At 66.9% G+C, this 17,085-nt stretch carries 17 protein-coding genes, 1 other RNA gene and 1 pseudogene; 10 read left to right on the plus strand and 9 right to left on the minus strand.

The genetic code is table 11. The features are described 5' to 3' along the window. Positions 1-26 precede the first annotated feature (26 nt). Positions 27-1,731: pseudogene (locus tag ACZ9GM_RS00845) on the minus strand (glycoside hydrolase family 13 protein). 104 nt (positions 1,732-1,835) lie between these two features. After that, a complete protein-coding gene (locus ACZ9GM_RS00850; protein WP_476037020.1) occupies positions 1,836-2,702 on the minus strand; it encodes an inositol monophosphatase family protein in 867 nt (288 codons plus the stop codon). A gap of 96 nt (positions 2,703-2,798) precedes the next feature. On the opposite strand from ACZ9GM_RS00850, the gene prfB reads away from it, so the two are divergent. The 4 genes from prfB to ACZ9GM_RS00870 all read left to right on the plus strand — a co-directional run bounded on the left by prfB (position 2,799) and on the right by ACZ9GM_RS00870 (position 5,660). Further along, on the plus strand, positions 2,799-3,932 hold the full coding sequence (gene prfB, locus ACZ9GM_RS00855; protein WP_476037021.1) for a peptide chain release factor 2: 1,134 nt from the start codon (positions 2,799-2,801) through the stop codon (positions 3,930-3,932). A 112-nt stretch (positions 3,933-4,044) separates the two neighbouring features. Beyond that, the gene (locus ACZ9GM_RS00860; RefSeq protein WP_291473584.1) at positions 4,045-4,212 is read left to right on the plus strand and encodes a hypothetical protein; all 168 of its coding nucleotides are present in this window, start codon (positions 4,045-4,047) and stop codon (positions 4,210-4,212) included. Positions 4,213-4,369: 157 nt separating this feature from the next. Next, positions 4,370-4,978 carry a TetR/AcrR family transcriptional regulator gene (locus ACZ9GM_RS00865; protein ID WP_476037022.1) on the plus strand — a complete coding sequence of 203 codons (609 nt, stop codon included), beginning with the start codon at positions 4,370-4,372 and terminating at the stop codon, positions 4,976-4,978. Further along, positions 4,971-5,660, plus strand: a complete 690-nt coding sequence (locus ACZ9GM_RS00870) for a YqeB family protein (RefSeq protein ID WP_476037023.1) — start codon at positions 4,971-4,973, stop codon at positions 5,658-5,660. Before ACZ9GM_RS00865 ends, ACZ9GM_RS00870 begins: the two co-directional genes overlap by 8 nt. A 3-nt stretch (positions 5,661-5,663) precedes the next feature. On the opposite strand, the gene ACZ9GM_RS00875 is transcribed toward ACZ9GM_RS00870, so the two are convergent. After that, positions 5,664-6,260, minus strand: a complete 597-nt coding sequence (locus tag ACZ9GM_RS00875; RefSeq protein ID WP_291473581.1) for a TetR/AcrR family transcriptional regulator — start codon at positions 6,258-6,260, stop codon at positions 5,664-5,666. A 111-nt stretch (positions 6,261-6,371) separates the two neighbouring features. Here ACZ9GM_RS00875 and ACZ9GM_RS00880 point away from each other — a divergent pair, with 111 nt between their 5' ends. After that, the gene (locus ACZ9GM_RS00880; protein ID WP_476037024.1) at positions 6,372-7,283 is read left to right on the plus strand and encodes an ABC transporter ATP-binding protein; all 912 of its coding nucleotides are present in this window, start codon (positions 6,372-6,374) and stop codon (positions 7,281-7,283) included. Next, positions 7,280-8,860: an ABC transporter permease gene (locus ACZ9GM_RS00885; protein WP_476037025.1), complete on the plus strand. Its 1,581-nt coding sequence runs from the start codon at positions 7,280-7,282 to the stop codon at positions 8,858-8,860. Before ACZ9GM_RS00880 ends, ACZ9GM_RS00885 begins: the two co-directional genes overlap by 4 nt. Before the next feature lie 4 nt (positions 8,861-8,864). On the opposite strand, the gene ACZ9GM_RS00890 is transcribed toward ACZ9GM_RS00885, so the two are convergent. From ACZ9GM_RS00890 to ACZ9GM_RS00900, 3 genes are read right to left on the minus strand one after another with little or no spacing between them, the layout of a single operon-like run. Next, the gene (locus ACZ9GM_RS00890; RefSeq protein WP_291473578.1) at positions 8,865-9,131 is read right to left on the minus strand and encodes a PIN domain-containing protein; all 267 of its coding nucleotides are present in this window, start codon (positions 9,129-9,131) and stop codon (positions 8,865-8,867) included. Continuing rightward, positions 9,037-9,423: a type II toxin-antitoxin system Phd/YefM family antitoxin gene (locus ACZ9GM_RS00895; RefSeq protein WP_476037026.1), complete on the minus strand. Its 387-nt coding sequence runs from the start codon at positions 9,421-9,423 to the stop codon at positions 9,037-9,039. Before ACZ9GM_RS00895 ends, ACZ9GM_RS00890 begins: the two co-directional genes overlap by 95 nt. Positions 9,424-9,433: 10 nt before the next feature. Continuing rightward, positions 9,434-11,104: an AbgT family transporter gene (locus tag ACZ9GM_RS00900; protein WP_476037027.1), complete on the minus strand. Its 1,671-nt coding sequence runs from the start codon at positions 11,102-11,104 to the stop codon at positions 9,434-9,436. 113 nt (positions 11,105-11,217) lie between these two features. On the opposite strand from ACZ9GM_RS00900, the gene ftsE reads away from it, so the two are divergent. From ftsE to smpB, 3 genes are read left to right on the plus strand one after another with little or no spacing between them, the layout of a single operon-like run. After that, entirely contained in the window at positions 11,218-11,907 is a 690-nt protein-coding gene (gene ftsE / locus ACZ9GM_RS00905) for a cell division ATP-binding protein FtsE (RefSeq protein ID WP_291473576.1), read from the plus strand. A gap of 14 nt (positions 11,908-11,921) precedes the next feature. Further along, entirely contained in the window at positions 11,922-12,824 is a 903-nt protein-coding gene (ftsX, locus tag ACZ9GM_RS00910; RefSeq protein ID WP_291473575.1) for a permease-like cell division protein FtsX, read from the plus strand. A 27-nt stretch (positions 12,825-12,851) separates the two neighbouring features. After that, complete coding sequence (gene smpB / locus ACZ9GM_RS00915; RefSeq protein ID WP_476037028.1) at positions 12,852-13,406, plus strand: SsrA-binding protein SmpB; 555 nt, start codon at positions 12,852-12,854, stop codon at positions 13,404-13,406. A 30-nt stretch (positions 13,407-13,436) separates the two neighbouring features. Here smpB and ACZ9GM_RS00920 read toward each other — a convergent pair whose 3' ends face one another. After that, positions 13,437-14,195 carry a hypothetical protein gene (locus ACZ9GM_RS00920; protein ID WP_476037029.1) on the minus strand — a complete coding sequence of 253 codons (759 nt, stop codon included), beginning with the start codon at positions 14,193-14,195 and terminating at the stop codon, positions 13,437-13,439. Positions 14,196-14,600: 405 nt separating this feature from the next. Here ACZ9GM_RS00920 and ssrA point away from each other — a divergent pair. Continuing rightward, positions 14,601-14,974, plus strand: a transfer-messenger RNA (tmRNA) gene (gene ssrA, locus ACZ9GM_RS00925). Between the two features lie 130 nt (positions 14,975-15,104). Here the strand turns inward: ssrA and ACZ9GM_RS00930 are convergent. Together ACZ9GM_RS00930 and ACZ9GM_RS00935 are read right to left on the minus strand one after the other, a co-directional pair. Continuing rightward, a complete protein-coding gene (locus tag ACZ9GM_RS00930) occupies positions 15,105-15,971 on the minus strand; it encodes a MarR family winged helix-turn-helix transcriptional regulator (RefSeq protein WP_476037030.1) in 867 nt (288 codons plus the stop codon). Between the two features lie 204 nt (positions 15,972-16,175). Beyond that, on the minus strand, positions 16,176-17,066 hold the full coding sequence (locus tag ACZ9GM_RS00935; protein ID WP_476037031.1) for a GDSL-type esterase/lipase family protein: 891 nt from the start codon (positions 17,064-17,066) through the stop codon (positions 16,176-16,178). Positions 17,067-17,085: the final 19 nt, after the last annotated feature.

Genomic DNA, 17,085 nt, shown 5'->3' on the forward strand with positions numbered 1-17,085 from the left:
CCCGGTGTCCCGACCGGATGGTTTCGTCACTCCACCTGCGATCCTAGGCGAGCCAGCCAGACGGTGCAGTCCACCGGGACCGAGGTGGTGACCACCCGGTCGGCTTGCTGCGATGACCTGCCTGTTCGCCGGAACCGGCCAGTTGTCGGCGCCCAGGTTGGCGACGATGAGAACACCCCCGTCGCCGTGGTCTGCCGTCGTGACTTCCACGGCGACGATGTCTGAGTCGGCATCGGTGCCGGTGTCGGGAACCCGCGCGGTGCCGTCGGCGAGCCCGAGCTCTCTCCGCAGTCGCAGCAGTGAACGGTAGAGCTCCAGGGTGGACGTCGCGTCCCCGGTCTGCCGGTCTACCGCCAGGTCGGCGAAGACCGCGGGCTGCGGCAGCCAGGGAGGCGTCCTCCCGTCCCCGGCCGTGGCCACCTCGTCGGCGGACCAGGGGATCGGGACGCGGCAGCCGTCGCGTCCCAGCTCGGGCTTGTCGGTGCCGTGAGTGCGGAAGAGGGTCGGGTCCTGGCGCTTGTCGTCGGGGATGTCGAGGACCTCGGGAAGGCCCAGTTCCTCACCCTGGTACAGGTACGCCGAGCCCGGCAGACCGAGCATCATCGTGGTGGCGGCTCGTGCCCGGCCCAGGCCGACTGTGCGGTCAGGCTCGGTCACCGGACCGGCGAGCTGGGTGGTCACCTCCTCCGGGGCCAGTGCCAGGCGGGTGGCATGCCGGATGACGTCGTGGTTGGAGAGCACCCAGGTCGTCGGCGCGTTGACGGCGTCATTGACCCGGTAGGACTCACTGATGACCTCACGCAACGCGGCGGCGTCCCACCGGGTGTCGAGGAAGGAGAAGTTGAAGGCCTGGTGGTGCTCGTCGGGGCGGACGTACCGGGCGATCCGGTCGATCGGCTGCACCCACGCCTCGGCGACCATGATCCGCGTGTCTGCGTCTGTGCTGTAGCTGTCCAGGATCCTCCGCCAGCGACGGTAGATCTCGTGGACGCCGTCCCGGTCCCAGTAGGGCATTGAGGTGGACGCCATGGCGGTGTCGTCGGTGCAGACCTCGACATCCGGCAGTCCGGGCGCCTTGATCATCCCGTGGGCCACATCGACCCGGAAACCGTCCACACCCCGGTCCAGCCAGAACCGCAGGACGCCGTCGAACATGTCCCGTACCTCGGGGTTCTCCCAGTTCAGGTCGGGTTGGGAGGAGTCGAAGAGGTGAAGGTACCACTGGTCGCCGCCGGTCGCCCCCTCGGTCTTCGACCAGGCCGCGCCGCCGAAGTTGGACTCCCAGTTGTTCGGCGGGATGTCCCGGGCGGCCGGGTCACTGTCATCGATGTCGCGGAAGATGTAACGGTCGCGCTCCGGGCTTCCGGGCGGGGACGCCAGGGCCGCCTGGAACCATTCGTGCCGGTCACTGGTGTGGTTCGGTACGAGGTCGACGATGATGCGTAGACCCAGTTCATGGGCGGTGGCGATGAGGGTGTCGGCGTCGGCGAGGGTGCCGAAGAGGGGGTCGACATCGCAGTAGTCTGCGACGTCGTAGCCGGCGTCCTTCTGCGGGGAGGGGTAGAACGGCGAGATCCACACGGCGTCCACCCCGAGGTCGCGCAGGTAGGGCAGGTGCGCGGTGATGCCGGGCAGATCACCGAGGCCGTCGCCGTCGGAGTCCGCGAAGGACCGGGGATAGACCTGGTAGATGACGGCGTGACGCCACCAGTCGGTGGGTGTGTGGCTCATGGCGCCACCCTACGTGGCCAGGAACGACCCGGCAGGGTGGTGGTGCTGCCGGAAACCGACCGGTCGAGTCGTTCCCGGCTGAGGAGTTGGCGTGAAGGTGGAGCTCAGCCCTGGGCGTTGAGGATCTCGACGACCTTGGCGACAGAGGCCGGCGCACCGGCGACGGACCAGAGCTTCCCGGCTGTCTCGACCTGCTCGACGCGTCCTCCCGCGCCCTCGACCAGCGCGCGACCCGGCAGCAGGTCCCACGGCAGGACGCTGTGCTGCATCCAGCAGCCGTTGTTGCCCTGCGCCACATTGCCCAGGTCGACGGAGGCGGAACCGTTCCAGCGCACCGTCGCGAACTCCTTGACGACCGCGGTGTAGGCCGCGCCGACCGCCGGATCGGCGATGTCGGTGGGGTGCAGGTAGCCGCCGAGGCAGGTGGCTGACGGGGTGACGTTGAGCGGGGCGTCGTCGAGGCGTCCGACCGGGCGACCGTCGACGGTGGTGGGGAAGTCCGCGCCGCCGAACCAGGTGTAGCCCATCGCCGGACGGTGCACCGCGCCGAAGTGGAGCAGGTCGGGGTCCTCGGGATCGCCCTCGACCAGGGCGAGTGCCGAGCACCAGTAGTCCGAGCCGGTGGTGAAGTTGTAGGTGCCGTCGACCGGGTCGATGACCCAGGTGCGTCCGGACTGGGAGGGGGCGGAGGTGCCCTCCTCACCGAGCAGACCGTCCTCGGGACGCAGGGTGCGCAGCGTGGTGGCGATGAACTCCTCGGCCGCCTGGTCGGCGACGGTGACGACATCGGAGACCGAGGTCTTGTACTCGGTGGTCAGCCCGGCTTCGCGCATCCGCCACGCGAGACGACCGGCGTTGTAGACGAGGGCCTGCGCGAGGGCGGCGTCATCGTCCCGGTCGTGGGCGATGATGAAGGTCTTGGTGATGGCCTGGAGTGCTTCGGCAGGGATCGGTGAGGACTGCGAACTCATGGGGCCATTGTATGGTGCGCCCTGCGACGGGGCCGGTCGGGGGCCGGTCGGGGTCTGCGCGATGGGGTCGGGTGCGGGGCGGTAGAGTAGGCGACCATGCAGCCGGATGTCACCCAAGCGCTCGACCACCTCGACAGCACCCTCACCACCATTGAGAAGGTGCTGGACCTCGACGAACTCGATGACCGTGTCCGTGAGCTCGAGGCGCAGGCCGCCGACCCGTCGCTGTGGGACGATCCGGACCACGCCCAGCAGGTCACCTCGCAGCTGAGCCATGTGCAGTCGCGGCTGAAGAAGGTCCGTGGCCTGCGCTCGCGGCTCGATGACCTGCCGGTGATGTACGAGATGGCCGACGAAGCCGCCACAGAGGACGCCGCCGAGGGTGCCGAGGCCAAGGGACTGGCGGACGCGGAGCTCGCCGAGTTGAAGACGGACATCGAGTCCCTCGAGGTCACGACCATGCTCTCCGGCGAGTACGACGACCGCGAGGCCGTGGTGAACATCCGCTCCGCCGCCGGTGGTGTGGACGCCGCGGACTGGGCCGAGATGCTCATGCGCATGTACACCCGCTGGGCGGAGAAGAACGGCCACAAGGTCGAGGTCTACGACATCTCCTACGCCGAGGAGGCGGGCATCAAGTCCGCGACCTTCGTCGTCCACGGTGACTACATGTACGGCACCCTCTCGGTCGAGCAAGGGACGCACCGTCTGGTGCGCATCAGTCCCTTCGACAACCAGGGACGCCGCCAGACCTCCTTCGCCGAGGTGGAGGTGCTGCCGGTGGTGGAGACCTCCGACCATGTCGACATCGACGAGAATGACGTCCGCGTGGACGTCTACCGGTCTTCCGGCCCCGGTGGTCAGTCGGTGAACACGACCGACTCCGCCGTGCGTCTGACCCACATCCCGACCGGCATCGTCGTGACCTGTCAGAACGAGAAGTCGCAGATCCAGAACAAGGCCTCGGCCATGCGCGTCCTCGCGGCGAAGCTGCTGGAGCGTAAGCGCCAGGAGGAGGCCGCGGAGATGGACGCGTTGCGTGGCGACGGCTCCAATTCCTGGGGCAACCAGATGCGGTCCTATGTGCTGCACCCGTATCAGATGGTCAAGGACCTGCGGACGAACTTCGAGGTCAACGACCCGTCCAAGGTGCTCGACGGTGGCATCGACGGGCTGCTCGAGGCAGGCATCCGCTGGCGGATGGCCCAGCAGCAGGGCGAGGGGGAGTAGGGGTTCGCGTTCTCCCGTCAGTCGGGACGCGGTGCACGTGGGCGGGTGCCTTCGTGTTGGGAAACCCGGCCATGCGCGTGCTGCGTTCCATGTGGTCGGTGAGGCTGTCGCCGTGCTCGCGCTGAGCGAGGCGTCCTTCTGCGGTCTCGTCGGACGCCTGCAGGAGAACCGCAGTGACCTCAGGAGCGTCGCCCATGGTGGCGGCGGAGCGTCCGCCGATGAGGAGGAGTCGGGACGTCATGTCGGCGAGGGTACAGCACGGCCCCACGTCAGGAACTGACCCGGACCGGCGGAATCTGCCCGACGGATCGTGCAGATCCGGGTCAGCTCATGACAGTCGTCGTCGGGGTCCTGGGTAGGCTGGCGTTCCTCTGCTAATGTCTGACCAGTCAGTCAAAGAAACTGTCTGGAGGACGCCGGGAGGCGCCGAGGAGAACATGGCCAGGAAGATCGACCCGGAGAAGGTCGCGCAGAAAAAGGCGGAGATCGCCGAGGCCGCCGCCCGACTCTTCGCGACCAACGGCTTCGAGTCCACCTCCGTCGCTGAAGTCGCCCGAGACGTCGGCACCAGCCCGGCCAGCATCTTCTACTACTTCGACGACAAGGCAGCGTTGTTCCGGGCCCCGTTCGAGGCCGACCTGCCGGCGGCGGAGAGGTTGATTGAGGCGCACAGAGAGTCAGCCGACCCCCTGGCGTCCATTCTCGACATCCTCAGCGAACTCTCGAAAGACGCCGCGTACCCCTACGCCCAGGGGATGCTCATTGAGTCGCTGCGCAGGATGGGGCATGACCCTGACCTCGTCACCGCGTCTGAGAAGGTCACCGCAGTCCAGCGCAAGGGTCTCACTGATCTCATCCGACGATCCATCAACGCAGGTCAGGTCGATGAAACCCTCGATCCGGACCACACCGCAGGCTGGCTGATGACCATTGTCGACGCCTGTTACCTCAACGCCGAACCCGGCCACGATCCGTCACCCGAGGTGCGACGCACCGCGCAGGGCTACCTGCGACCGGGCTACCTGAAAGATTCCGACCATGTCTGAACGGCCTGAGAAGTTCGAGCCCACCACCGTCACCATCCCCGCCTGGTACCGGCCGGTCTTCACCGTCATCGGTGCCGTTCTCGGACTCGTCCTGGCATTCCTCGTCGGACCGCTGGTCAGCTGGCTCGTCGACATGTTCGACAGTGCTCCGTTGCTGCTGCGCGCGCTCGATCAGCTGTCGCTTGCCTGGGTGCTGCCGATTCTCGTCGCCGTCGGTGGAATCGCCGGCTTTGTCATCTGCACCTCGTGGATGGATGATTCGGGTGCGATCGAGGTCGCTGACTGGGGCATCACCCTGCACCGCAAAGGCGACGACCGGTTCCTCTCCAAGGACAGGATGACGCTGCTGGTGGCGTCCGAGAAGGAACTGGTGGTTCTTGACGGGGACGCTGAGCTCTACCGCGGCGGCATCGAGGACGAGATGGTGCCGGGGCTGCGTTCCGCACTGGCGGACCACGACTACCCGCCGCTGGTGGACGCCGACCCCTTCGCCGCCGATTTCACCGACTGGGTCGACGGGGACGGACGCAAGGACACCGCGGTCGATGATCTGCTCCGCGCCCGCCGACGTGCCCTGTCGGACAAGAAGGACGGGGAAGCGGAGGCTGCACTGGAGAAGCTCCGCGCCGCCGGTGTCGCCGTGCGTGACCGCAAGGGACGCCAGCAGTACCGGCTGGTGTGACCGCTACCCCGTCAGCTTCTGCTGTACATCGGGGGCAAGGCGGGCGACGACCTCATCCAGTGGTTCCTCGGCGATCAGGGGGATGTGCAGCACGTAGCGGCATACGGCCACGCCGAGGATCTGGGGAGCGAAGGTCGGGAACCTGCCGATGAACTCTGAGGTCAGGGCTCTCCCTGACCGGCCCTGGAGGCTGGCGACCATGGAGTCGACGAACAGGGGCGCAAGATCCTCGGAGGCGACGGCGGAACGGAACAGTGTCTGCAGGACCGGCCCGGTCCCGGGGGACTCCCAGAGGTTGAGGTAGGCGCGGACGATCCGTTCTCCGACGGAGTCGGTCGGGCCGTCGAGGGCGTCCAGTATCCGATCGCCGAGCTCGCTGCGGTCCACCACAGCCGCGGTGAACAACTGCTTCTTGCTTCCGAAATAGTGCCTGATCAGGCCGGGATCCACCTCTGCCTGTTTGGCGACGGCCCGGACGGAGGTTGCGTCATACCCCCGGTCGGCGAAGGACTCAAGTGCTGCCGCGAGGATCGCCTCCTTGGTTCCGGAGTCGCCGGTGCGGCGTCCGGGCCTGCGGATTCCGGTAGTCTGACCTGCCATGATTCAGTAATTCCTCACGTGGGGAAATGCGTGTACGCTACCGGACAGGCTATATCGGCCCACCCTGGGGCTGCGAATACCGGACACCGCACCCGACAGAGAAGGCACACCATGTCGTCATCAGACCCGGCCACTGAGAACCCCGTCATCGAGGTCCGGGGCCTCGACAAGTTCTTCGGGAAGTTCCAGGTACTCGACGATCTTGACCTCACCGTCGACCGCGGGGAGGTCCACGGCTTCCTCGGCCCCAACGGGGCCGGCAAGTCCACCACGATCCGCGTCCTCCGCGGACTGCTCAAGAGCAACGGGGGCACCGTCCGCCTGCTCGGCGGCGATCCGTGGACGGACACCACCGAACTGCACCGACGTCTCGCCTATGTCCCCGGCGACGTCACCCTCTGGCCCGGCATGAGCGGTGGCGAGGCCATCGACCTGCTCGGGAACCTGCGCGGTGGCCTCGACGAGACGCGGCGTAAACACCTGCTGGACCGGTTCGAGCTGGATCCCACCAAGAAGGGACGCCAGTACTCCAAGGGCAACCGTCAGAAGGTCGCGCTCGTCGCTGCGCTGGCCTCCGATGCCGAACTTCTCATCCTCGACGAACCGACCAGCGGCCTCGACCCGCTGATGGAGAACGTCTTCCAGGAGGAGGTCGCCGCCGCTGTTGACCGGGGTGTCACCGTGCTGCTGTCCAGCCACATCCTCGCCGAGGTTGAGAACCTCGCCGACCGGCTGAGCATCATCCGCGACGGTCACATGGTGCGCACCGGCACCCTCGACGAACTCCGGGGGGACGCCCGGACCACCGTCCGCGCGACCCTGGACTCCATCCCGGAGAAGGGCATCTCCGGACTCCACGACGTCGACGTCGACGGCCACCACCTCACCGCCACCGTCGACCCGTCCGATCTCGGGGACGCGATGACCGCGCTGTCCTCCCACGGGATCACCGCGCTGAGTGTGGAGCCGCCGTCACTGGAGACCCTGTTCCTCGGGCTCTACGGCGAGGATGATGCCGCATGACCGGCACCGGCAATCTGTTCAAGGCCCTGCTCAGGTACGACGGGCGGCTCCTGGCGCCCTGGATCGTCATCGTCACCTTTATCGCGGCGTCCACCCCGGTGATCTTCGGCTGGCTCTTCTCGAGCCAGGAAGACAAGATGCTGCTCGCCTCGTCGATCGGCTCGAATCCGGCGCTCACCCTGATCTTCGGCACCGCCGGTGACCTCACCACCACCGACGGCTTCACGGTCTGGCGTGGTCTGACCCTCGGTGGCTTCCTCACCGCACTCGGTATCGTCCTCGCCGTCACCCGCGCGACCCGCGCACAGGAGGATTCAGGGCAGGCCGAGCTGCTGGCGTCCGGCGTCCTCGGCCGCGGTGCCCGGCTCATGGCCCCTGTGGTGCTGGCCGTGCTCGCGGGCCTCGCGATCGGCGTCGTCGCCGGTGCGGCGATCGGTCTGTGCGGCGCGAGCTGGGGGACCGCCCTGCTCATGGGTGCGACGTTCACCGCCGCCGGCTGGATGTTCGGTGCCTGGGCGGCGGTCTCCGCGCAGCTCGCCTCGGACTCGCACGCGGCCAACAACATCGGCATCGGTGCCCTGGCCGTGCTGTTCCTGCTCCGCGGTGCCCTCGATGCCCTGGACGCGCCGGCCTGGACATCCTGGATCAATCCGCTCGGCTGGCTGTCGGAAACCCATGCCGGTGAGGAGGACGCCCGGTGGTGGCCGCTGCTGTTCGCCGTCGCCCTCGCCACCGTGCTCTGTGTCGTGGCATTCCGGCTGCACGGCAGCCGTGACTTCGGACAGGGCGTCATCGCGACGAAGCCCGGTCCGGACCACGGCACGATCCGTGGCCCGTGGGCGCTGACCTGGCGGCTGCACCGGGGCGTCATCTCGGTGTGGGTGGTCATGTTCCTCGTCCTCGGCATCGTCTTCGGGTACATGTCCGACTCGGTGGAGGAACTGCTCAGCGGCGGCGGTGGTTTCGCCGACGTCTTCACCGGTGGCGCCACCGATCCGTCGCTGATGACCCGGTCGTTCCTGACGATGATGCTCAACCTCGCCGGGATCATCGCCTCCGTTCCGGGCGTGCAGATCATGAACCGGCTGCGGACCGAGGAAGAGGAGTTCCGGATCGAACCGTTGCTGGCCACCCCGCTGACCCGGGCGCGGATGTTCCTCGCCCCGGTCTTCATGGCGCTGCTGGTGACGGGAGTGCTGAACCTGCTCGCCGGTACGGTGGTCGGCCTGTTCGTGGCGAACGGCGACAGTGGTGTTACCTTAGGTGAGACTCTCCTGCAGGCCCTGGTGACGGTGCCGGCGATCTGGGCTGTCGTCGGCGTGGCCGTCCTGGTCATCGGCGTCCGGCCGCAGGTCAGCATCGCCGCCTGGGTCGGCGTGGTGGCGTCCTTCGGGCTGACACTGCTCGGCCCGACCTTCAAGCTGCCGAACTGGGTCCTGGGCATCAGCCCCTTCCACCACGTGCCGACGATCGGTGCGGACGGGGCAACCTGGACGGGCCTGATCGTGGTGGGCATCGTGGCCCTGGTGCTGACGGGGGTCGGGCTGGTCGGCTACCGGCACCGCGACATCGTCTGATGGCTCAGAGCGGGATGACCTCGAGTTCGCCGAGTTCGGCCAGCGGATCGAAGTCACGGTCCTGTGTGTAGACCGGAAGACCGTTCGCTGCGGCGATGGAGGCGATCCACAGATCATTGACGTTGATGCGGCGTCCGGCCTCCAGTTCCGCGAGGGTGATGACCGATACATAGCCCTCATCGGGAAGCCGGGCCGTATCGAGGGGGTGTCCGGATTCCCTGGTGATGAAGACACTCGTGTCCAGCAGACCGCGGGAGCCTGTTCCGCTCATCGGACGGGTCCGAGGTCATCGGTTGTGTCTCCGGCGAGAACCGCAAGTTCGTCCCGCAGGCGGGAATCTGCCTGGTGAGGTCCAAGCTCTGCCGCGAGTTCAGCGCGGGTGAAGAAGACCGGTCGGCCGGGGGGGGGGACAGCGGTGCGATCTCCGCGACCGGCCGACCATGTCGGGTGACGGTGATGCGTTCGCCGTCTGCGACGCGGCGAAGCACATCACCGGTGTGATTGTGCAGATCGCGCGAGGCAATGTGTGTCATGTGCGCAGCTGTAGCCACCTGCGCACACATCGGGTACCCCCTACACCGGGTACTCCATCGGCGCGCCCGGCCCCAGCGGGATCCCCAACGACCACCAGAGCACGAAGAACAGGAACCAGCCGATGAGGATGGCCAGGCAGTAGGGGATCATCATCGACATGACTGTGCCCAGCCCGGCCTTCCTGTAGTAGCGCAGCACGAAGGCGAAGGCCATGGCGAAGTAGGGGTTCATCGGGGTGACGACCGCGGTGGCGGAATCACCGATGCGGTAGAGCATCTGGGTGACTTCGGGGGAGATGCCCAGGTACATCATCATCGGCACCACGATCGGAGCCATCAGTGCCCACTGCGCCGAGCCGGAGGTGATGAGCATGTTGATCAGGGCGACCATGACCACGAAGCCGCCGAGCAGGACCACCGTCGGCATGTTCCAGCTCTGCAGCAGGTCGGCACCCTTGATCGAGACCCACACACCGATATTGGACGCGGTGAACCAGGCGACGAACTGCGAGACGACGAAGAAGAGCACGAGGATGGGCAGCATGGACTCCAGGCCGCGCTCCATGAAGACCGGGATATCGGTGGTCTTCGTGATGGTCTTGCGCGACAGGCCGTAGACCACGCCGAGGATGAAGAAGATCACGGCGATCGGCACGGCGATGCTGGTGATCAGGGGGCTGTCCATGACCTCTCCACCCTCACCCTGCAGCGGAGAGCCGGAGATGAACAGCAGCGCGAAGTAGGCGGCGAGGCAGAGAGCGAAGACGATGCCGGTGAGCTTCAGGGCACGCTGCTCGCCGGGGTGGAGGGTGAGGTCCTTGATCTCGTTGCCGTCGTCGTCGGTGAAGGCGACGGTGGAGTAGTCGACCTCGTCGTGGTTGACGATCTGGTGGATCTTCCTGTCCATGAAGAACTCGGTGACCGCGGTGATGATGCCGGCGAGGACTATCGAGGAACCGATGACGAAGTAGTAGTTCGACAGCGGGTTGACCTCGTAGTCGGCGTCCACGATCTGTGCGGCGGAGGTGGAGATACCGGACAGCAGCACATCGGTGATGTTGAGCAGCAGGGAGGCGTCGAACCCGGCGGCGGAGCCGGCGAAGGCGACCACGGCACCGACGACGGGGGAGCGGCCGAGGGCGTTGAAGGCCATCGCGCCGAGCGGGATCATGATGATGAAGATGGCGTCGGACGCGACGGAGCCGGTGACGGCGGTCAGGGCGACGACGAAAGTCAGGGTCCTGGGGCCGGTCCTCGCGACGACGGAGCGGACAGCCGCGGAGATGAGCCCGGAGTGCTCGGCCACGGAGACACCCAGCATGACGGTGATGATGACGCCGAGGGGCGGGAAGCCGGTGAAGTTGTCGACCGCGCCGCTGACGATCTCCTTGAGTCCGTCGCCGCTGAGCAGGTTGGTGACCTCGACCTTGTCGCCGGTCTGAGGGTCGGTGGCCTCCATCCCGATGAGGGAGCCGAGCCAGCTGAGGACGAGGACGAGGCCGCCGAGGCAGACGAAGAGCCAGAAGGGGTTGGGCAGCAGGTTGCCCATCCGCTCGACGACGCCGAGGAGACCCGGTGTCCGCGTCTCTCCGGAGGAGGTCTTCTCCGGTGGTGACGGGGCCTCCGGAGGCGGAGGCCCGGCGTCGTGGCTGAGGTTCTCTACGGAATCCTGCTGGATTTCTGAGGGTGTAGGCGCATCACTGTCAGACATTTCTGCAGAGTATCAACGGGGGTGCCCTGTCGCACGGGAAAGCAGTCCAATCCGGACGCCACATCAGTCACATCTGTTTCATCAGTCCCATGCGACCAGGTAGGGTAACCGACGTGATCACTTTCGAGAAGGTCAGCAAGACGTACCGCGGGTCAGGTCGGCCCGCGCTGAAGGATGTCTCGGTCAGCATCGACAAGGGAGAGTTCGTCTTCCTCATCGGTCCGTCCGGCTCCGGAAAATCGACGTTCCTGGAACTCATGATCCGCGAGGAGATCGCCGACAGCGGCACGATCAGCGTCGCGGACTACCAGGTCAACACGCTCAAGGCCCGGGACGTGCCGAAACTGCGTCAGCGCATCGGCTACGTCTTCCAGGACTTCCGGCTGCTGCCGAAGAAGAACGTCTTCGACAATGTCGCCTTCGCCATGCAGGTCATCGGCAAGAAGAAGGAGGAGACCGCCACCGCCGTGGCGCGTGCCCTCGACCTCGTCGGGCTGTCCGGCAAGGAGAACCGCCTGCCCAACGAACTCTCCGGCGGTGAGCAGCAGCGCGTCGCCATCGCCCGTGCCGTGGTCAACCGCCCGCTGATCCTGCTCGCCGATGAGCCGACCGGCAACCTCGACCCGGACACCTCCACCGAGCTCATGGGGCTGCTCAGCCGCATCAACCGAGACGGCACCACCGTGGTCATGTCCACGCACGACAACACGGCGGTGGACTCGATGCGTCGTCGCGTCCTCGAACTGTCCAAGGGAAAGCTCGTCCGCGACGACGCCCACGGCGTCTACGGCGTGGGACGCTAGGGGAGGAGAGAACCATGAAACTCGGATTCATTCTCAAGGAGGCCTTCGACGGCTTCCGGCGTAACGTCACCATCACCGTCGCCATGGTCATCACCACGGCGATCTCCCTGGCCCTGGTCGCGACCGGCGTCCTGCTGACCAACATGACCTCCGACACCAAGGAGATCTACCTCGACCGCATCGAGGTCATGGTCCAGCTCGACGACCACACCTCCGGTACCGACACCGACTGCTCCGGCACCGAGTGTGCCGCGGTGAAGGAGAAACTCGACTCCAATGACGAGGTCGAGGCCGTCACCTTCCGCAACAAGGACCAGAGCTTCGATCGCTTCGTGGAGCTGTTCAAGGACTCTGACCCGCAGCTCGTCGCCCAGACCAGCCCGGACGCCTTCCCTGCGGCCCTGCACGTGCGGCTCGCGGACCCGCTGGACACCTCCGCCATCGACGAGATCCGTGACATGCCCGGTGTGGCGACCATCGTCGACCAGGGCGATGACCTGCGCGGCGCAACCCGCAACCTCGACTCGATCCGGAACGCCAGCTTCATCCTCGCCGTGGTCCAGGGCATCGCCGCGATCCTGCTGATCATGAACATGGTGCAGATGGCCGCCTTCCAGCGACGGACCGAGGTCTCCATCATGCGGATGGTCGGCGCGACCCGCTGGTACACCCAGGCACCGTTCGTCATCGAGGCGGTTCTCGCCGCCCTGCTGGGTTCGGTCCTGGCCGTGGTCGGCATGTTCGCCGGCAAGCAGCTCGTCCTCGACAAGGCACTGAAGTCGCTCTACGACTCCCACCTCATCGCACGCATCGACTCCTCGGACATCTGGACCATCGCGCCGGTGGTCATCATCGTCGGCGTCGTCATCGCAGCGGTGACCGCACAGGTGACGCTGCGCTGGTACGTGAAGAAATAGTGGTGACCGGGTAGTATTGCCCGGGTTATGGCGAAGAAGAGTACGCCGGTGGACTCCGGCAAGGGCGCGGGCAGGAAGGCTGCCAAGGCGAAGGGGACGCCGGGCGGCAAGGGCGGCGGCCCACTGGTCGTCGCGACCAACCGTAAGGCGCGGCACAACTTCAGGATCCTCGAGACCTACGAGGCCGGCCTGGCCCTGGTGGGTACCGAGGTGAAGTCGCTGCGTGAGGGCAAGGCGTCCCTGGTGGACGCCTTCGCCACTGTCGACGACGGCGAGATCTGGCTGCGCGGTCTGCACATCCCCGAGTACACCCACGGGACCTGGACCAACCACGCGCCGCGGCGTACCCGCAAGCTGCTCATGCACCGCGGCGAGATCGACTCGATCATGGGTAAGGTCCGCGACGGCAAGAACACCCTCGTCCCGCTGCAGATCTACTTTTCGGGAGGACGCGCCAAGGTCGAGCTCGCGCTGGCCACCGGAAAGCAGGACTACGACAAGCGCCAGGACATCAAGCGTCGCACCGAGGAACGTGAGGTCACCCGCGAGCTGGGACGCCGCGTCAAGGGCATCAACGCCTGACGGTCGGCGCCGCCCGGCGGGTGGACCTGCTCAGGAGTCCCAGATCGGCCCGAACGCTGGCACGCCCCGGCTCTCGAACCCGCGCACGACACGGTCGGTGACACCGGTATTCGCCACACAGATCACCGCGTCCGCCCCGGTGGAGACGAGTGCGTCCCCGTAGGTGTCTCGGGGTTGCTTCGCCACCCACACCAGCCGGGTGCCCTGGGTGTCTGTGAACAGGTGTCCGGGGACCGGCCCGAGACCACTGCCCGTCGCCACGTGCAGCACCCGGGTGAACAGCTTCTTCGCTGTCGCCACATCCACCGTCGGCACACCCTTCACCCAGCCATGCGTCGGCGGATTGTCGATGAAGTCTGCGGTCCAGTTCCCGGCCCGGGAGACGACCATCCGGTACCCGGGCTCACCGGGGACGGTGGGGACACAGGCGAAGGGGTGCCAGCCGAGCAACGGACGCCGGCTGATCGCCCGGGTCGTGTCCACCGCAGGGACATACCGGTGCCCCGGCCGGACCACGGCAGCATGGTCGGAGGGGCGATCCACGGACACGGGGACGCGGCGCAGCAGCAGCCAGGGCCAGACAGCGAGGCAGGTCGAGACGGCCAACATCCAGAAGTGCGGTGAGGCCAGCAGTGTTACAGCGGCATCCTGGGGACCGCCTTCCCGGTGGGCGAGCAGGGCGGCGTTGATCCAGCCGGGGAGGAGGACGGCCCAGGCTCCGAACCGGTGGGAGGCCTCGAAGATGTCGTGGTGCCGCTTCCGGAACTCCGGGGTGGCGAGAGCGCTCACCGTGACGAGGGTGAGCAGTGCGAGTCCGGTGAGGAAGAAGATCAGGTTGGCGGTGAGGTGAGCCGTGTCGTGCAGTAGTCGGCGATGCCGATCCCGAGGACGACGGTGACGGCGTCGTCGGCGTGGAATGCAGGGGGCGCCCGATGCGGCACGGAGCCGCAGATGGGGTCCTGACCGTCAGTGTATCCGTGGCGGAGCCGGGACGATGGTGACGGAGGGAGTCTGAGGGAGGCTGAGGGAGTCTGAGGGAGGCGGATGGAGGCGGATGGAGGCGGATGGAGGCGGATGTGGTGCCGCCGGGAATTGAACCCGGGTGCGGTGGGTTATAGTCTGTAGATCCTGCCGTTGATCGAGCTTTCCGGCGGCAGGGGATGCAGACTTCCGGTGTAACCCGGGGGTTCATGAGGGGTCGATCAGGTTTCGACTTCGTGCATTGAGCCAGGGGAAGCGTGCCGGTGCAGGCTAGAGACCACCGCAAGCGTCGCAGCAACCAATTAAGCGCCGAGAACACTCAGCGCGACTACGCTCTCGCTGCCTAATCCAGCGAAGCGTGTCTGTCGGCCCGGGGTCTGTTCCCCCTCCGGTCACCGGCATCGTTCCGGGAACTCACCTGACGGCCCCGTCATCCGGACCGTCAGGGACATTTCAGGGTGACTGGGCTCATCGTCCGGGCAGGTCTGCGTGACCCGGAGAGCCGAGCAGGGATAGAGCGGACTGCGCACGGAGAAGCCCTGGCGAGGTCGCGAAGGACCCGGGTTCAATTCCCGGCGGCTCCACGACTAGACCCCCTGACCAATTGCAGGTCAGGGGGTCTTTCTCTGCGCTGTCGGCTGTGGGGCGACGGGGTAAGGGTCAGCCCGACCGGTGCCGCAGACATGAAGCCCTGGGGTTTCGGCTCGCTGAAAGGAGTCAGGCGAAGCCGGGGGTCATGCCGCGACCGAAGCCGCGGAACCCTCCGAAGCCTTCGTGTCCCCGGCCGTCGCGGTGTCCACGGCGTCCACGGTGTCCATGTCCGCTCCGGTACTCGCGGGTCTCGCGGTACTCCCGGAACTCCGCCTCATCGCGACGGTGGGGACGCTCGCCGTCGGGCCGGCTGTGTCCACGTCGACCGCGCCCGGGGCCGTCCTCAGGCTCACAGTTCGGCCCACCGTGGGGTCCGCCGTGGGGTCCACTGTGTGGACCAGGTCCGACCCCGGGGCCGAACCCGGGACCGCGACCGAACTCCCGGCCCGCCTCGCGGAAGTGCCTGGCCCGCTCGCCGATCTCCGGATACTTCTCCTCCAGTGCATCGGTCACCTTGGTGGTGAGGGTGCACCACGTCTCCCGCTCTTCATCGGTGAGTACGTCGAACGGATCCTCTCCGGTGGACGCGTCGATCTCGGACGCAGCCTCGCGACCGGTCTCGGTGAGCTCGATGAGGAAGGACCGGCGGTCGTTCTCATCGCGCTCCCGGGTGACCAGTCCCGCGGTCTCCAGCTTGGCGATCAGTTCGCTGAGGGACTGGGGGCGGACACCGAGCATGTAGGCGAGGTTCTTCTGGGGGAGCGGGGACTGCAGGGCGAGGATGCCGAGCACCCGGCCCTGGCCGGAGCGGATCTCCCCACGGAAGCCGCCGCGTCCGCCGCGTCCGCGGCCGCCACCGTGCCCCCTGTGTCCTTCGTGTTCCTCCACGGTGCCGTCACCGCGGCGTCGTTCCCGGTCGGCGGCGCGCATGAGCACGAACAGCCGGGCGGCGAGTTCGGCGGTGTTCCCGGTGGTGTTGTTGATGTCAGTCATGATCTCTCCTTGAGTTGTGTAGGTACCTGACTATCAACATGATACGCAGGTACCTGACAAAGTCAACAGGCACCTGACTAATTATCGATATGCGCAGGTCACCGCAGATATGTCGACGCCCGCGTCCTCTCCGGAAGTGGAAGATGACGCGGGCGTCGGACGATGCAGTGTGCACTGCGGGGGACGAGCCCCGTAGGTCAAGTCCTACATGTGCGGCTTGACCAGGTCAGCGATGAGCTGGCTTCCCTTGTCGGAGGGGTGGAAGAGGAAGTTGTAGTTCGGGGTGGTGGTGTCCACCACGCCGGCCACATACCGCTCGGCGTCCGGAGTGGAACAGGTGTCGTGCCCGGCCGAGGCGGCACGGACGTCGACGAAGGTCGCTCCGATCTCACGGGCGGCGTCACGCTGGGTGGCCTGCAGCCACCGCTCCACATCGCCCAGCACCGGCACGGGCAGACCCAGCGGGAACTCGGGGATGACGTTGAGCGGGCAGACCATGCTGTTGCCGCTGATCTGCAGCATGCCCGGCATCACGATGTTCGCGTTGGGGGCGTAGTTGCGGATCTTGTTCGCGATGGCGTGCATGTCCCGGATGTAGGTGGAGCGAACCACGCCCGGATCGAGGAAATTGTTGCCGTCGTGGAAGTAGCCCCACGGGCCGTAGTTGTTCATGCCCACGGCGACGGCCACGGTGCCGGTCCCGCCGTTGAGGGCGCCGGCATTCCTGGCGGCCTCGATGCGGTTGATCACGTCACCGGTGGTGTGGCCGTTGCAGGACCAGTCGTTGAGTACGCGACCGGTCTGGGCCGCCAGCTTCCGCGGCCAGTTGTTCGGGGACTGCACGCAGCCGCCGGTACGGGGGTAGTTGTCGTCCGGAGCCAGGCCGTAGGTCACCCAGAAGTCCGGGTTGGAGGCGTAGGAGTCGCCGAAGACGGTCAGGGCGCCCGGAGCGGCCTCCGCGGTCGGGGTGTCGTTGCCGGACACGGCCAGACCGCCGGCGATGAGGGCTGCCGCGGAGACGGTGGCCGCCACCGTCCCGGCGATCCGCCGCCGGATGCGGGAAGCAGGCTTGTCGGTCTTGTGGCGCGCGTGCATGAGTGCCTTTCTCGAAACG

The sequence above is a fragment of the Corynebacterium sp. UD i78 genome (assembly GCF_056280545.1).

What these genes read in the sequence shown, in the direction of transcription:
- ACZ9GM_RS00850 (WP_476037020.1), bottom strand. Translation starts at nt 2,702, where the DNA reads ATGAGTTCGCAGTCCTCACCGATCCCTGCCGAAGCACTCCAGGCCATC.
- prfB (WP_476037021.1), top strand. Translation starts at nt 2,799, where the DNA reads ATGCAGCCGGATGTCACCCAAGCGCTCGACCACCTCGACAGCACCCTC.
- ACZ9GM_RS00865 (WP_476037022.1), top strand. Translation starts at nt 4,370, where the DNA reads ATGGCCAGGAAGATCGACCCGGAGAAGGTCGCGCAGAAAAAGGCGGAG.
- ACZ9GM_RS00870 (WP_476037023.1), top strand. Translation starts at nt 4,971, where the DNA reads ATGTCTGAACGGCCTGAGAAGTTCGAGCCCACCACCGTCACCATCCCC.
- ACZ9GM_RS00875 (WP_291473581.1), bottom strand. Translation starts at nt 6,260, where the DNA reads ATGGCAGGTCAGACTACCGGAATCCGCAGGCCCGGACGCCGCACCGGC.
- ACZ9GM_RS00880 (WP_476037024.1), top strand. Translation starts at nt 6,372, where the DNA reads ATGTCGTCATCAGACCCGGCCACTGAGAACCCCGTCATCGAGGTCCGG.
- ACZ9GM_RS00885 (WP_476037025.1), top strand. Translation starts at nt 7,280, where the DNA reads ATGACCGGCACCGGCAATCTGTTCAAGGCCCTGCTCAGGTACGACGGG.
- ACZ9GM_RS00890 (WP_291473578.1), bottom strand. Translation starts at nt 9,131, where the DNA reads ATGAGCGGAACAGGCTCCCGCGGTCTGCTGGACACGAGTGTCTTCATC.
- ACZ9GM_RS00895 (WP_476037026.1), bottom strand. Translation starts at nt 9,423, where the DNA reads ATGTGTGCGCAGGTGGCTACAGCTGCGCACATGACACACATTGCCTCG.
- ACZ9GM_RS00900 (WP_476037027.1), bottom strand. Translation starts at nt 11,104, where the DNA reads ATGTCTGACAGTGATGCGCCTACACCCTCAGAAATCCAGCAGGATTCC.
- ftsX (WP_291473575.1), top strand. Translation starts at nt 11,922, where the DNA reads ATGAAACTCGGATTCATTCTCAAGGAGGCCTTCGACGGCTTCCGGCGT.
- smpB (WP_476037028.1), top strand. Translation starts at nt 12,852, where the DNA reads ATGGCGAAGAAGAGTACGCCGGTGGACTCCGGCAAGGGCGCGGGCAGG.
- ACZ9GM_RS00930 (WP_476037030.1), bottom strand. Translation starts at nt 15,971, where the DNA reads ATGACTGACATCAACAACACCACCGGGAACACCGCCGAACTCGCCGCC.
- ACZ9GM_RS00935 (WP_476037031.1), bottom strand. Translation starts at nt 17,066, where the DNA reads ATGCACGCGCGCCACAAGACCGACAAGCCTGCTTCCCGCATCCGGCGG.